The 15,531-nt window shown below is 49.1% G+C and carries 12 protein-coding genes; 10 read left to right on the forward strand and 2 right to left on the reverse strand.

Going from position 1 to position 15,531, the window contains the following annotated elements; genetic code table 11:
- Positions 1 to 129: 129 nt before the first annotated feature.
- A complete protein-coding gene (locus EYC98_RS08875; protein WP_279244990.1) occupies positions 130 to 1,704 on the forward strand; it encodes a tetratricopeptide repeat-containing sulfotransferase family protein in 1,575 nt (524 codons plus the stop codon).
- 156 nt (positions 1,705 to 1,860) lie between these two features.
- Here EYC98_RS08875 and EYC98_RS08880 read toward each other — a convergent pair whose 3' ends face one another.
- Positions 1,861 to 3,480: a tetratricopeptide repeat-containing sulfotransferase family protein gene (locus EYC98_RS08880; protein WP_279244991.1), complete on the reverse strand. Its 1,620-nt coding sequence runs from the start codon at positions 3,478 to 3,480 to the stop codon at positions 1,861 to 1,863.
- Between the two features lie 167 nt (positions 3,481 to 3,647).
- Entirely contained in the window at positions 3,648 to 4,211 is a 564-nt protein-coding gene (locus EYC98_RS08885) for a VPLPA-CTERM sorting domain-containing protein (protein ID WP_279244992.1), read from the reverse strand.
- A 509-nt stretch (positions 4,212 to 4,720) separates the two neighbouring features.
- Here EYC98_RS08885 and EYC98_RS08890 point away from each other — a divergent pair.
- The 9 genes from EYC98_RS08890 (at position 4,721) to EYC98_RS08930 (ending at position 15,530) form a co-directional block, all read left to right on the forward strand.
- The gene (locus tag EYC98_RS08890; protein WP_279244993.1) at positions 4,721 to 5,173 is read left to right on the forward strand and encodes an FKBP-type peptidyl-prolyl cis-trans isomerase; all 453 of its coding nucleotides are present in this window, start codon (positions 4,721 to 4,723) and stop codon (positions 5,171 to 5,173) included.
- A 174-nt stretch (positions 5,174 to 5,347) separates the two neighbouring features.
- Complete coding sequence (locus EYC98_RS08895) at positions 5,348 to 5,905, forward strand: polysaccharide biosynthesis/export family protein (RefSeq protein ID WP_279244994.1); 558 nt, start codon at positions 5,348 to 5,350, stop codon at positions 5,903 to 5,905.
- 55 nt (positions 5,906 to 5,960) lie between these two features.
- Positions 5,961 to 7,259, forward strand: coding sequence for a hypothetical protein (locus EYC98_RS08900; protein ID WP_279244995.1), 1,299 nt, complete (start codon positions 5,961 to 5,963; stop codon positions 7,257 to 7,259).
- A gap of 60 nt (positions 7,260 to 7,319) precedes the next feature.
- Positions 7,320 to 9,104 (forward strand): GumC family protein, encoded by a 1,785-nt coding sequence (locus EYC98_RS08905; RefSeq protein ID WP_279244996.1) that lies wholly within the window; start codon positions 7,320 to 7,322, stop codon positions 9,102 to 9,104.
- An 18-nt stretch (positions 9,105 to 9,122) separates the two neighbouring features.
- The gene (locus EYC98_RS08910) at positions 9,123 to 9,932 is read left to right on the forward strand and encodes a CpsD/CapB family tyrosine-protein kinase (protein ID WP_279244997.1); all 810 of its coding nucleotides are present in this window, start codon (positions 9,123 to 9,125) and stop codon (positions 9,930 to 9,932) included.
- A gap of 21 nt (positions 9,933 to 9,953) precedes the next feature.
- Positions 9,954 to 10,883 (forward strand): ExeA family protein, encoded by a 930-nt coding sequence (locus tag EYC98_RS08915; RefSeq protein WP_279244998.1) that lies wholly within the window; start codon positions 9,954 to 9,956, stop codon positions 10,881 to 10,883.
- A gap of 127 nt (positions 10,884 to 11,010) precedes the next feature.
- Positions 11,011 to 12,966 carry a heparinase II/III family protein gene (locus EYC98_RS08920; protein ID WP_279244999.1) on the forward strand — a complete coding sequence of 652 codons (1,956 nt, stop codon included), beginning with the start codon at positions 11,011 to 11,013 and terminating at the stop codon, positions 12,964 to 12,966.
- Between the two features lie 52 nt (positions 12,967 to 13,018).
- A complete protein-coding gene (locus EYC98_RS08925; protein WP_279245000.1) occupies positions 13,019 to 14,344 on the forward strand; it encodes a nucleotide sugar dehydrogenase in 1,326 nt (441 codons plus the stop codon).
- A complete protein-coding gene (locus EYC98_RS08930) occupies positions 14,325 to 15,530 on the forward strand; it encodes a glycosyltransferase family 4 protein (protein WP_279245001.1) in 1,206 nt (401 codons plus the stop codon). Before EYC98_RS08925 ends, EYC98_RS08930 begins: the two co-directional genes overlap by 20 nt.
- Position 15,531 lies beyond the last annotated feature (1 nt).

Consider the following 15,531-nt stretch of genomic DNA (forward strand, 5'->3'; position numbering starts at 1 on the left):
CTAGTTAGGTATACTTTTGTGGTTGATAATTGGCGTCTGTGTCAGCATACCATGAGCGCAGTATCCCTTTGCAGTGTAATCAGAGCGGTTAGAATAAATTGGCGGAGTTAGTGGATTGGAAAACCTACCATGGCCTTGAGTAAAAAGTACGCCAAACTTGCCGCCAAAAAGACGTTGCGCTTGCGCGAGTCAGAGAGTGTTGCAGAGCGCGCACTGGGCTACGATGATGCTATAGCTCTGGTAAGACAGCTGCGCAAGTCCGGGCGCTACGGCGAGGCCAAGCGATGCCTCGAGCAAATATGTGAGCAGTTGCACACGGTGCCAGAGCCACACCTCTACTTGCTCAATGTATGTATCGACGGCATGTTTATTGATCAGGCTGGCGCGTTGGTCGATTTCTGTTTAAAGAAATTCCCCAGAAGCAACCAGGTTCTTACCAATGCCGTTCGCTTTCACCGGGTCACGGGAAACCTTGATGGTGCCATCCAGTTGCTTGATCGAGCCACTGAACTGCACCCAGCCAATGATGAAAATCATGCGCTTCGAGGCCTAGTGCTCAAATCCAATGGTGATAGAGACAATGCACTGCGCTCTTTTGAGACTGCTTTGAAACTCAACAGAAATAACATTGCTGCGATTGAAGGCAAAATTAGCATTACTGGAGCGGAAGCCGGTGCTGATACTGCGGCTACGGCGCTAGCAATGATCGAATCGGAAAAGTATGGTTCCTTCGATATTGCTTCACTGCACTTCGCCCTTGCAGAATTCTACGCCGAGTCTGATCTTGATAAACATTTTGCGCATTTAGGTGCCGGTAACGATGCAATGATTGATTGGCGTCCTTACGATGCTGCAAAGGATGAGGAAAATGTTGCCGGCATTATCGCCAAATTTGACGCGTTTGGCGTAGCCCAAGTAGCAGATGTTAGTCAGGAAGACGACGCTCCGATTTTTATTGTCGCACTGCCGCGATCGGGAACAACATTGTTGGAGAGAATGCTGGGAGGGCATTCCAGCCTGGCCAATATCGGCGAGACCGGGGCGTTCCAACTGGCGCTTACAGACGAGCTGGCGCAAGGCAATATAGGCGGGGTCTTGCGGATACCCAATATTAGCAAGGACGTTGATACAAATCGGCTGCAAGCATATTGTCACCAGGTGCGCGAAAAGTTTTATGCACACTATTTTGTGCGGCAGGGAGGTACAACCAGACTGGTGGATAAGTCTTTAGAAAACACTAATCTGGTGGGTAGCATTTTCACAGTCTTTCCGAATGCTCGCATAATCGACCTGCAGCGGCATCCGCTGGATATTATTTATTCAAGCTATCGACAGAATTTTACCGCCGGTGTTAATTTTTCGTTCAAGCTTGAGCATCTGGCGCAAAAGTATTTGCTTTATTCACGCATTATGGATCATTGGCGAAGCCTCTATTCCGACCGAATTTTGTCGGTAAGCTATGAGTCATTGGTTGGTGACGCGGAAACTGTCATGCAAAAAATTCTCGCCTACTGTGATCTGGAATGGGAAGAGGCATGCCTGGATCATCGCAGCAATATGGCCTTGGTGAATACCGCCAGTATTGATCAGGTTCGCCAGCCATTGTACCAAAGCTCTGTCTATGGCTGGCGGCGAGTCGAGAAGCACCTGAAACCGGCGATCGACCTATTGGGAGAGGCGGCAGATTACCAGCCTCTGCCCTGAGCCAGCAGAGTAATTTTCTGGTGACCGTGTATGAGACATCTCTCAGATCGCCGGTGATCATGACATCTATGCGCAGTGCCGCCCGCGCAAGGTGGGAAGGTCAACGCCGGCCATGGGTGCCCGAAATACGACATCGCCCCATCGCAACCTGAAGAGTCAGTATGAGCCGGCGGGCGAGTTCAGGGCCGCCTGAAACGTTGCAAACTGTGTTTCAAAATTCTTCCAGCCATGAACTGAACTCCCGTAGATGGGTTGGCGCACCTGTGCCGCGCTAACTGTATCAACGGCACGGCGGGTGGTATAAAAGCTCAGGCACTGTTGCTCGAAGCTAAGGTCGCAGAATTTGAGTAGTGCCCTCACCTCATCCCCAGTGTTGCTGATCAGGTCCTCGTAGGCGATATCGTAGATCCTGAATGGTAGCGCATCGTGCCAGTGGCGCATCAGTGCAAGATATTCTCTGAAGTATCGGCCCAGTGTACTCAAATTATGCGAATACGCATGCGCGCCCTCGAACACATGCTTGAAAATTGATAACGCGGTGTCTTCCGGGCAGCGCCGACAATGAATAATTTTTGCGTTGGGGAAGAGCAGGGTTATCAGCCCGATATAAAAAAAGTTGGCGGGCATTTTGTCTACTACCCTCTGGGCATTGCCTGACAGAGCCGCAGTTTTAGTCAGATAACGTTGTGCCAGCTGCCGCAGCTCTTCACGACTTACTGTGTCTATGCCGCTTGGAAACTGTTGTGCAAGACCCTGCTCCAGTCGAATCGATAGAGTGTGCATGTCATCCAGTTCGCCACCTCCAAACACCTCGGAATGACTGGCGAGAATTTGTTCAACCAGACTGGTACCTGAGCGGGGCATTCCGACAACAAATATGGGACAGTTGGATGGCGAGCCAATAGGTGTATGCTCGAGAAAAAATTCCTTGCTCAGTACCTGTTTGATATTGGCAAACTTGGCCATGGCTACATCTTCCCGATAACCCTTGCTTCCACCTTCCAGCCGGTTAGCGTCGATATAGAGTGCCATGGCTTCATCGTACCTTGCGATATCCTCATAGGCCTTGCCCAAGCCGTAAAACAGAAACATACGCGCGAGAGGCGCCAGTGCGTCGCTATTTTCCCGCAACAGAGTTTCCATTTGCACAATATCTGGGGAATCTGGCGTATGGCTGATCAATCTGGAGAGGTTAAAGTGGGCATGCATGCAGTGCGGGTCCAGTGCGGTGGCTTTGCGATAGTATTGTTCGGCGAGCTGTGCATTGCCCTTGATGCCATAAAGGACACCCAGCGTACTGTATGTTCTTGCGTCCGTAGGCTCCAGCTCTAGCATGCGTAAGAGAGCTGCTTCGGTAATATCCAGCTGCCAGGTTTTGCGTGCTTTTGTTGCCAGCTGGGCTAGCTGAATAGCATCTTTGCTCGCCTGCACTAACGGCTTCAGCAGCTGGCGAGTCTGTTGCAGCTGACCGAAGTAATGCGCTACACCTGCTAGCTTGATACTGGCTTCAAAATTACCAGGGTCCTCTCTTACAACTGTTTCCAGAAAAGGTCGGGCGCGATCCTCCCGGTTATAGATCAGGTACAGGGAGGCAATGGCGTTATTGGCTTCAAGATTGAGCGGTTCTGCCTGCAACACCTGCAGATACAGCTTCTCGGCGCCAGTATAGTCGCGTTGGGCAAAGGCGCGGCGGGCCATGCCCATTTTTACCGTGGGCAGGTTCAGGGGCTGCTTCTGAGCGCCGGTGGAGTCGGTGCTGTTAGATATTGTAGCCATGCTGGGGATGATACCTGCTGCGCCATCGGGTCGCTATGTGTCCCGGCCAGGACTGTCGTGTACCTCACACTTGCTGCCACACGTTCTGGATGGGGAGTATTACAGGCAATAAAAAAGGCGCCCGGAGGGCGCCTTTCCAGCAACGAATGCTAATTGCCCAATGGCAATTAAGACATTTTGCGCTTGCGGCTCACACCAGCCAAGCCCAGTAGGGCTGAACCGAATAGCCAGGCAGCTGCGGGCAGGGGGACAGGGGACAGGGTAGCAGTGGCGTTGATGTTAACGATGCCTGGAGTAAACGTACTCCAGCTTCCACCCGTATTGATATCAACCGAGAAGATTGGATTGGTGCCGGGCGCTGGAGCCTCGCCAACTGGTAAGGTGCTGCAGATAAGAGCCGCACCAACACATGCGCTAGTTTCGCCTAGTTGGGTGCCATCAGCGGTCCAGGTAGTACCTGTGATGCTGCCTCCATAGACGGCAGTAGCGGTTACGGTAGCTGTGGCATAAAAGGCCGGAATATTAGTGTACGTATCCTGCGAAATAGTCAGAGTACCGGAATCGTCAAATGCACCGGTACCGGTGCCTGATCCAGTACCATCTGCAGCACCAGTAATAACGAGTACGGATGAGAAGGCCATTGCGGCGCCAACAGGCGCTGCGTGGGCTTGAGCGCCCATCAGTGCGGCAACTGATGCTGCGGTTAGAGCTAAGGGTAATTTTGTGTTCATATTATATCATTCCTCAAGTTTCATTCAGGAAGGGTTGTAAGCTGGCTATCTACAGTGATGGTTTATCCACCGCCACAGACCCTTAGCCTTTCCGCCGCCACCTCGCGATGGTTTTGGCCTATGCCTTCTTACCGGTTTGTTAGTAAGAATTTACTCCTAAACTGTCTGTTCATTTAATTCAGCAGTTCCTTTTCGGCTAATACCGATGCCAAAACTTACTTTTCAGATCAGTTCCCCATAATAAAGCAATAGTTGTGCCACCTAGAATAAAACATATATAAAACAATTAGCTAAAGATAAAAGTGACTGGGAGACTAAGTACAGAATCAAGCAAATATACCAGAAGTGTAAAATTTTCTGACACTCTGAAGGGATGGCTGTGACTGTCGATATTTGAATTGGCGTACCGGCATTGTCATGAGTTGGTCTGCCGCATAGACTGTCGCGGACGCTGTGCCTGGATAAGTCAGCAGTCTATTCCCACTACATTTAGAAACAGGTGAATAAAGATGCAGAAAATTGAAGACGGGTGTGTTGTCAGCCTTGCTTTTACTCTGAGTGATGATGAAGGCAATATTCTGGATGAATCACCTGATGATGAGGCGTTGGTTTATATGCACGGCGCAGCAGGCATTGTGCCAGCTCTGGAGGAGGCACTGGAGGGAAAAGTGGCAGGTGATGCCTTTGACGTGACATTGCTGCCGGAAGACGCCTACGGGGATTACCTTGAGGAGGCTGTGGTGCAAATAGCACGTGATCAGGTGCGAGAGGGTCAGCCCCTGGAGTTGGGCATGCAAGTGGAGGACTCCAGTGGTCAACATCCCCCTCGTCTTGTAACCGGTCTAACCGAAACTACTGTGACGCTGGACAGCAACCACCCTCTGGCAGGCCTGACCTTGCGTTTTCAGGGCACGGTTGCCGAAGTTCGGCGGGCCACTGATGAGGAATTGGCGCAGGTCTAGTTGCGCCGCCACAGCCGCTCTTGCGGCGCTAAGTGCGTTGCGAGGTGCCAATAGTGTGACTTTGTTCACCGAACGCTACCAAAGTCAGATAAGTTGTTGAGTTTCGCCACTTTTTTTGCGAATGTGCCCCTTTGGCTGAGTGTCTGCAGCCGCGCCTAGGGGAGATAAGCTCAAATGTTGATGAAAGCGCTGTTAATGGTTTGTACGCTGTTAGTTGGGAACGCTGCAATTGCGGCAGAGACCGGTGACTACCCGATAAACCCCGGTGATACTCTGGAAGTGCTGGTTTGGAATGAAGAGGCGTTAACCCGGCAGGTTACAGTGCGCCCAGACGGCTTTATCAGCATTCCGCTGGCGGGAGAATTTAGGGCCGGTGGTCAAACAGCAAGCGCTCTCGCTGATGCGGTAGCAGAAGGACTCTCCAACTTCCTGAACGACAAGCCCGTGGTAACCGTTTCCACGTTGGCGATCTCAGGCAACGTAGTTTACGTGCTAGGCAAGGTTAATCGCCCCGGCGCCTTTCCTATTGCCATGCCGGTAGATGTCACTCAGGCGCTTGCCTGGGCAGGCGGGCTTAATGCCTTTGCCGATGAAAAAGATATTCAGGTACTGCGCCGCGATCAAGCGGGTACCCAGCGTGCTATTTCGTTCAACTACGCGGGTGTAAAGCGCGGGAAGGACCTGGATAGCAACATACTGCTGCGCAGCGGCGATGTGGTGGTGGTGCCGTAGTCGATCGACGAGTGGTCAGAAATCGAGACCCCGAAGAGACTGAATGGCGATGCCTATGAATAAGCAAGAAAAAATCTATAGTCCGCTTTTCCAGCTGGTGACGCGCTGTGGGTGTGGTTTAGCGCTCAGCACGGTCGCACTGATGTCGACTGCGGTATATGCGGCGGAAACGACCGTGAAGGCCGGCGCCGGCATCAATTATAAGTACGATGACAACATTCGAGTAACGCCGAGAAACGCGATTGAGCTTTCAGGTGCTGTAGCGAGTGGCTTCATAACGTCCGAATACAGCACTGAGAGATTCTCCGTTGTAGGCGACGCAAAAGTGGGCGTGGAGCGATATGGCGACATTGAGCTAGACACCGATGACCCGCTCTTAGCCGAGCCCAAAGCTTCCGACTTTGATAATGAAAGTCTGGACCTTACATTAGACTTCGCTTATGAGTGGGAGCGACACACAGTTTCTCTAGAAGGCAGATATTGGCTTGATAGCGCATTAAACACTCAGTTTACCGATACTGGACTGGGTGGTTTGAGAGAGATTGAAGGCGCTACTGAGAAAGAGACCATCTCGATAGCGCCAGCATGGAACTGGCAGATCAACCAACTCCAGCAGTTGTACACTCAAGCGAGTTGGCGTCAGGTAGAGTTTGAAAGCGACCGCTATGTTGACTATGACTACTCAAACCTATCCTCCAATTGGTCCTACTTCTGGAATGAACGTTTGCGTTTGCAGCTGCAGCCTACATTTTCGCGTTATGAGAATAAGGCAGAGTTTGCAGTAACTTCCGATACCTTTGGGTTGGAGGGTGGTGTTATTTGGAGTGTTACCGAAAAGTGGCAGTTGAACCTGCTGGTGGGTGGTACGCGCGTCTACACAGAATACGGTGGTGGTGGATTTTTTGTGGTGAATCCTGAGACCGGCCTGATTGAGTTTATCGAAATAGAAGACCAGGATGCCACGGGCTTTACGGGTAGTGCCGCGTTGGCTTTTGATGATGAGTACCAGGGCTTTAGTTTCAATATATCCTCTCGCGTTACACCCAGCGGTGACGGAGTTTTACGCCAGACAGACGAGGCCCGCGCCAAGTATTACTGGAAGCCATTTGAGAGAGCCAGGCTGGATTTTGATGCCCGCATTGGGCAAAGCGATACCACAGAAGATAGAGTAGAGAATGCACGCGATTATAGCGAAGCTGCGGTTCGATTTGGCTATCAGTTTGCCGAGCAATGGTGGCTTAGTGCCCGATACCGGTATCGGACGCAGGAAAATGAAAGGAGCGGTCTGGGCGAGGGTACAGGCAACTTGTTCAATGTGGGCATTTCTTACCGATTGCCCGAAGAGGTGCTGTAGATTGCTCAACGGCTTTCTATAGATCAATACAGTTAGGAACGTAGTTATGGTGAATCAGCAATGTCGATAAGTGAAGGGTCAACACGGCCGTCGGGTTATGCGGAAGAAGAGCAAAGCCAGAGCCTTGCAGATATACTGGCGGGTTTAAAAAGGCGCCGTAAACAAATGGCAATAGTCGGTGCGGTGGTGCTAGCTATTGCAGTCATGGCAGCGCTATTTTGGCCTCCGACTTACACTTCCAGTGCGACCATCCTCATTGAAGAGCAGGAAATTCCAGAGGACATGGTGCGCTCGACCATCACTAGCTATGCTAATCAGCAGGTGGAGGTCATTAGGCAGCGCGTGCTGACATTGGCAAACATTATGCAGTTGGTCGAGCGCTTTGAGCTCTATGATGCCGATGAGCTAGCCAGAAAGCCGCGCATGGAGATCGCCGAGGACTTTATCGACGCGGTAAACCTGGATTTGCTGAATGCAGATATTATCGATCCGCGAAGTGGCAGGCCGACGCAGGCAACGATTGCTTTCACATTGGATTTCAGCGCCGACACGCCGCGAAAATCACTGAATGTGGCGAATGAACTGGTTAACTTGTTTCTCAATGAAAACTTGAGAAGCCGCTCTGAGCAAACGTCCAGCACGTCAGATTTTCTAAGGAAAGAGTCTGATAGTCTGGAGAGCGAGGTGAGGGCGCTGGAAGAAGCGATTTCCATCTACAAGTCTCAAAATCAAAACTCCCTACCTGAGAGTTTTCAGGTGAACATGCAGAACCTGACTCGTTTCCAGTCTCAATTAATTGCGTCTGAATCTCGGTTACGCGAGCTGCAAAAGCGAGAGTTGCAGCTCAAGCAGAGGTTGGCTTCAACGTCGGAATATGCGCCCTCCATTTTGCCAACCGGTCAAGCGATTCTTGGTGATGTAGACAGGCTTAAAGCGCTCAAGTCGGAGTACTCTTCGATAAAGGCTCGGTATAGCCCCAATCACCCTGATGTACAAAGACTGTTGCGCGAAATAGAAACGCTTGAAGCACAGGTCGGTCGTCCCGACGACTTTGATGAGCTACTACGTCGCAAAGCGGCTGCTAATTCTGAATTGGAAGGTCTTCTTGCCAAGTATAGTAGCGATCACCCTGATGTTGTAGCGAAACAGAAAATGGTCGCTGTGATCGATCAGGAAATTGACAGCTTCGATGGCGAATCGGTCCAAGCTGAGCCTGACAACCCAGCCTATTTGGTATTGGATAACGAGTTGAAATCACTGCAGATGGAAAAGTCTGCTTTGACTCAACAGGTAGTGCAGCTAAGTTCGGATGTCGATGCGTTGAATTTGGCGGCAGCTAAGGCACCGAATGTAGAACGCGAGTACTCTGAATTGCAGCGTAACCTTAGCGTTGCGTCTGCCAAGTTTCTGGACTTGCGGATAAAGTTGAAAGAAGCAGAGCTTGCCGGTGAGCTTGAAGAAGGTAGAAAGGGGCAGCGTTTCACCCTTATCGACCCGCCGGCATTGCCTGAGCAGCCGGCAAGTCCTAACAGACCTTTGATCTTTTTCTTGGGTGTCGTCCTAGCGCTCGGTGCTGCATTAGGTAGCGCTCTCGTGATGGAAGCGCTTGACCCAAGCTTGCGAAGTGTACGGTCTGTATCTGAGCTAATGGGCATAGCTCCTCTAGTTACGATACCTTATATATTAACGCCAGAGGAGCAGGCGGCGAAACGGCCGCAGAGAAAGTTTTTGTTGACCATAGGCGGAGCGGCTGTAGCGTTGATAATCGTGCTGACGATGATACATATTTTCTATAAACCCCTGGACGTACTGTGGTTTGTAATTTTACAAAAAGTTGGACTATAGGGGCTCGAGGATTTCGATATGGAATATATTAAAGATGCCGTTGAAAAGGCTCGAAAAGAGCGAGATGAAAAGGCAGCTACTGAGGTGCTGCCTGAAAAAGGGTCTCGTGATGCGGAGCAAACAGAGGTTACGGAAGCGCATGGCGAGCCACGCTCGGAGCATGCTCAGTCAAGGGTGGAGCAACTCGATCCCGCTATATTGATGGAAAATCGGATCGTTGCAGCGTTCGACAATGATGAGCGAGCTGAACCCTATCGCCAGCTAAGAACACAGGTTTTGACGAAGTTTCGTCAGAATAATTGGAAGACTCTGGCGGTGACCAGTGCCCATAGCGGGGCTGGTAAGACGCTGACGGCCGTCAATTTGGCAATCACCATCGCAAAAGAGCGGAACCAGACTGTGCTATTGGTCGATATGGACTTCAAAGGTCCCAATGTTCTCGATATGCTTGGGTTATCAACCGACAAAGGCTTGCTTGACTACCTTTCTGGCGAAGCAGAGCTTAACGAGATACTGGTAAACCCCGGTCTTGAACGGCTGACATTACTACCGTCTACACCGGTAACCGGCACTACGTCAGAGTGGTTATCATCACCGCGGATGAAAGCCGTGCTGGAAGACATTGTGAACCGCTATTCAGATAGACTGGTGATTTTTGATCTGCCGCCTCTGCTTCGCGACGATGACGCGTTGGTATTTACGCCCTATACCGATGCGGCGTTGTTGGTGGTCGAAAGCGAAGTGTCGACGCCGGAAGATATGGAACGCTGCGTGCAGTTGCTTGAGGGTAGTAACATCCTCGGTACTGTATTCAATAAGGCGAGCTAAAATGGCGCCAGCGACTTAATCATGTATCTGGAACATTTTGGCCTACATTCAAAGCCGTTTAGCCTTAGCCCTGACCCGGCTTATATTTTTTTGTCATCGCAGCATAGTCTGGCTTATTACACGTTGGAGTATGGGCTGCTTTCGCAGGAGGGTATTGCTGTCATTAGTGGTGAAGTGGGCGCAGGTAAAACCACTTTGCTACGCTATTTTCTTGAGCAGCATGACGGCGACGATCTAGTCGTTGCACTTCTTGCAGACACCGACCGCGAGACCAGTAAAGATCTCTTACGGTGGGTTCTTAGTGCATTTGGTTTAGACCACACCGGAGACCAGGTAACTCTTAGGCGCAGATTTCAGGACTTTCTGATTGATAGCTACGCAGCCGGTAAAAACGCGGTTTTGATCGTTGATGAAGCACAGAACTTAAAGAAAAAGGCCTTGGAGCAGCTACGCTTACTTAACAATATCAATACCGGGCAAGATGAATTACTGAAGATCGTGCTAGTGGGGCAGCCAGAGCTCAAAGACAAATTGAGTAGTCCCAAGCTACGCCAGTTTGCGCAAAGGATTACGGTAGAGTTTCATCTTGATTCTTTGCGGGCCGAGGATGCTCTAGGCTATGTGCATCATCGAATGCAGGTAGCAGGTGCGGACCATGAAATATTTACTTCAGCCGCAATCTATACCGCCTACTATTTGGCTGGCGGAGTACCACGACTAATTAATTCGCTTTGTGATCATGCCTTGTTGCTGGCCTATTCAAAAGGTGTCGACATAGTAGATATAGAGGCTATTACCGAGTCCGCTTCCAGTAGGAAAATTGGTGGAGTTAATAGAAAAGGGGAAAGCTCTGAGCAGTTGGAGATAGCGAGAGACTACGTGAAAAGTGCTACTGGTAGAGAAATTGGTGAAGATCGCAGGTCTGCGATACTCCAGCTGTTTGATAATTAGACATTCGGTATCGGAACGAGAGGTAGTGCGGGCTTTGAGTTTTACCTATCGAATAAACTGATGCAACGGGGAAACAAATAGAGTGGGGCTTGAAAGGCTACATTGGTTCTGGAATCGGCTCAGATGCATGTCAATTCCAGAAGTTTCACATAGATTGGCGAGACTTGTAACCAGCAGGTTCCAGCGTCTAGGTGGTTTACGAGCCCTGCCCGTGATTACCGACGAGCGGATTGCCGACGCACCGGTATGGGTGCATGCCAGCCTCAATGACCATAGTGTTATCGAAGTAGCCGACAGAGTTGTCGCTGGTCGTTTAGATGTATTCGCTATCCGTGACTACGATATAGGCGCGGTGCCGCAGTGGAATCGCGATCCGAAAACCGGGGTAAATGCTCCTCTGGATTTTGGGAAAACTCTGGATTATCGCAATTCAGCAATTGTCGGCGATGTAAAGTATTTATGGGAGCCGGCGCGACATTTACACCTGGTTACATTAGCTCAAGCATTTGCGTTAACAGATGAACAAGAATATTTGAACTGCATAAGGTTACACCTTGATAGTTGGTTTGATCAGTGTCCGTATTTACAAGGCCCGCACTGGAGCAGTTCACTCGAATTGGGTATTCGTCTTATAAACTGGAGTATTACTTGGCAACTGGTTGGAGGCAGCGAGAGTCAACTGTTCATGGGCAAGGCCGGTAAAGAGTTCCGAGATCGCTGGCTCACATCAGTTTATCAGCACGCACACTTTATTCATGGGCATTATTCTCGATTTACTTCTGCAAACAATCACCTTATAGGAGAGTCAGCTGGTGTTTTTGTTGCTGCGCAAACGTGGCCGTATTGGTCGGAGATTGCCGATTGGGAAGAAAAATCGTTGTCTATCCTAGAGACTGAGGCAGTCAAACAAAATTTCTCTGATGGCGTCAATAAGGAGCAAGCAATATCTTACCAACAGTTTGTATTGGACTTCCTGCTTTTTCCATTGTTGGCGGCAAAAGCTAACTCGAAGGATTTTTCAGCCACTTACTTAGCAGTCATGGAAAGAATGCTTGAGTATATTGCATCGCTTTTGGATGTAGCTGGTAATGTGCCAATGATCGGAGATGCTGATGATGGCTATGCGGTTAGGCTTACTTATAGCAGCGACTTCTGTCCCTTTCGCTCTTTACTGGCGACTGGTGCCGTACTGTTTTCACGCCCTGAATTTAAGCTGAAATCGGGGACCTTCGATTCGAAATCTATCGCTCTTTTGGGTGCACAGGGTGCAGAAGCATATACTCGACTTAAAGCGGAAAAAGCTAGACTGCCAGTGAAAACCTCTTTTCCAGAAGGTGGATATTTCATACTCGGAGGAAGCTATGAATCTCCTGATGAGGTCAAGATGGTGGTTGATGCGGGTCCACTCGGCTATGGCGGAATAGCGGCCCATGGTCATGCAGACGCGCTAGCGGTATACCTTTCAGTTGCGGGAAGGGAAATCTTGATCGATCCTGGCACATTTGCTTATCACACAGAGCAGAAGTGGAGAGACTATTTTCGCGGGACGTCCGCGCACAATACCATTCGAATCGATGGAATGAACCAGTCTGAGATTGGCGGTAACTTTATGTGGTTGCGCAAGGCGGAAGCTACGTTGGAAAGCTTTGAGGATAATGGTGAGCAAGTGATTTTCCGAGGCTCACATCGCGGCTATGAGCAAGGTGCCAATCCTGTATCGCACAAAAGAGAGATCATTTATCACAGGACTAAAAGATGCTTCGATATTACGGATACACTTGAGATAAATAGTGGAGATTTCGTGCATCTTGTCGATCAGTTCTGGCACTTTTCTGAGAATTGCAGCGTTGAGCAAGTTGAGGGAAACGTTTTTCTTGCGATTTCTGACGACGTTGCTGTTGAGATAAAGTTAGATGAGCGGCTTAAGGTAGATGTCCATAAAGCTGATGAAGAGACGCCTCTCGGCTGGGTTTCTCGTAAATTTGATGCCAAGGTGCCAGGCATTACTCTAGACGCTTCCAGTCATTTTGAAAGAACACTCACATTGAGGACTCGTTTGAGTGTGGTGGGTGCGATTGGCTAAGACGCAGGTAAGTATCAGTTTTTCAATATTGTAAGTTAAAGAGACAATTACAATGGCAGAGAATGTGAGGGTAAGTATATTTGGCATGGGTTATGTGGGTGCTGTTTCAGCAGCCTGTCTTGCCAATGAAGGGAACTACGTGGTCGGGGTTGACCCGAATGCTACTAAGGTCGAATTGATCAACAAGGGTGTGTCTCCCATTATCGAGCTAGACCTAGATGTACTCTTGGCGAGTGGCGTGGAGCGCGGACTTATCTTCGCGACTCCAGATGTACGAGAAGCGGTTTTCTCAACAGATATATCCTTTATCTGTGTTGGTACGCCTAGTCAGCCAAATGGCAGTCTTGATTTAAAGTATGTGCGTGCAGTTTGTGAGGATATTGGGAAGGTCCTTGCTGAGAAGGATGACTTTCATGTGGTTGTTGCTCGCAGCACTATGTTGCCTGGAAGTATGGAGGACGTTGTTATTCCGGCGCTTGAAGAGGCCTCAGGGAAAAAAGTTGGGGTCGATTTTGGCGTTTGTAATAATCCCGAGTTTCTTCGGGAGGGTACAGCAATATATGATTACTATAATCCGCCCAAAACAGTTATTGGAGAAACCGACAGTCGCAGCGGTCAACTTTTGGTGAACATCTACGAGAATATGGACGCACCGCTTATCAGAACGAGTATAAATACTGCAGAGATGGTCAAATACACAGATAATGTGTGGCATGCATTAAAAGTCAGCTTCGCTAATGAAATAGGAAATATTTGTAAAGAAATTGATATAGATGGCCATGAGGTTATGGACATTTTTTGCAAGGACACCAAACTAAATCTTTCTGCATATTACATGAAGCCGGGCTTTGCTTTTGGTGGATCCTGCCTGCCAAAAGACGTTAGAGCACTCAAATATAAGGCACGGGCGCTTGATCTAGAGTTACCTGTGATAAATTCAATCATGGAGAATAATCAGATTCAGGTCGACCGCGGTTTCGATATGATTGTTTCAAAGGGGAACAAGAAAGTCTCCATATTGGGTTTTAGCTTCAAAGCAGGAACCGATGATCTTCGCGAAAGTCCAATGGTAGAAGTTATCGAGCGACTCATTGGAAAGGGCTACGACCTTAAGCTATATGATAAAAATATTAGCCTAGCTTCCCTGATTGGAGCGAATAGGGACTATATACTCAATCATATACCTCACATTTCCAAGTTAATGGTTTCCAGTATGGAGGAGGCAATCGCGCATGGAGAAACGATTGTGATCGGTAATGCGGCAGAGGAATTCAGGCAGATTTTGTCGGACACGAAAGATGAACAGGTGGTTGTCGATCTAGTCAGGGTTTCTGATCTGCGAAGTATAGAGGGTCGTTATGATGGCATTTGCTGGTAAAAAACGACGGGTTCTCTTCATCGTAGAAAATCTACCTTCTCCATTTGATAGGAGAGTTTGGCAGGAAGCTACGACACTGGAGGAGGCTGGTTACGAAGTCTCGATTATATGTCCTACTGGGAAGGGTTTTGAGCGGAAATTTGAGGTGATAGACAATATACACATTTACCGCCACAGCCTTCCTTTGGAAGCGGACGGAGCTGCGGGTTATGCCTTGGAATACAGTGCTGCGCTGTTTTGGGAGTTCTACTTAGCGTTTAAGGTATTGTTTACTAGGGGGTTTGACGCAATTCATGCATGCAATCCCCCAGACCTTATATTTATTGTTGGAGGATTTTTTAGGTTTTTCTTCGGCAAAAAGTTTCTTTTCGACCACCACGATATAAACCCTGAGCTCTACGAGGCGAAGTTCAATCGCCGTGATCTTTTTTACAAGATCATGTTGCTTTGTGAACGCCTTACGTTCAAAACCGCCAGCGTGTCTATTGCTACCAATGAATCATACAAAGAAGTTGCGATAAGGCGAGGGGGGATGCCTGCTGATCGGGTTCATGTGGTAAGAAGTGGCCCAATGCTGGACAGACTTAGGATAGTTGAACCTGTGCACGAGTTAAAGAAGGGGCGGAAATACCTAGTCGGTTATGTTGGTGTAATGGGGAAGCAAGAAGGCATCGATTACCTGCTCCGTGCGGCTAAGTTCCTCATAAAGGATAAGGGGCGTGAGGATATCCACTTTGGTCTCGTTGGAGGTGGAACCGAGTTAGAGAATCTGGAGGAATATGCAAGGAATTTGGGTGTTGCTGACTATGTGACCTTTACGGGAAGGGTGCCAGATGATGAGCTATTGGCAATGCTGAATACGGCAGACGTCTGCGTTAATCCTGATGTGGCCAATGAGATGAATGACAAATCTACTATGAATAAAATCATGGAGTATATGGCGCTTGCTAAGCCAATTGTTCAATTTGATTTGATTGAGGGCAAGTTCTCGGCCGGGGAGTCTTCGCTTTATGCGAAGAGGAATGATGAAGAAGACTTTGCTGAAAAAATACTGCAGCTTCTGGGTGATCCTGAGCTCAGGACAACTATGGGTGAATTTGGCAGAAACCGTGTCATCAGTCAGCTTGAGTGGAGCTTTGAGCAGCCCAAGTTGTTGGATGCTTACGATCAATTGTTTGCTAGCTAAC

The sequence above is a fragment of the Candidatus Litorirhabdus singularis genome (genome assembly GCF_026262625.1).
Taxonomy (GTDB): domain Bacteria; phylum Pseudomonadota; class Gammaproteobacteria; order Pseudomonadales; family Halieaceae; genus Litorirhabdus; species Litorirhabdus singularis.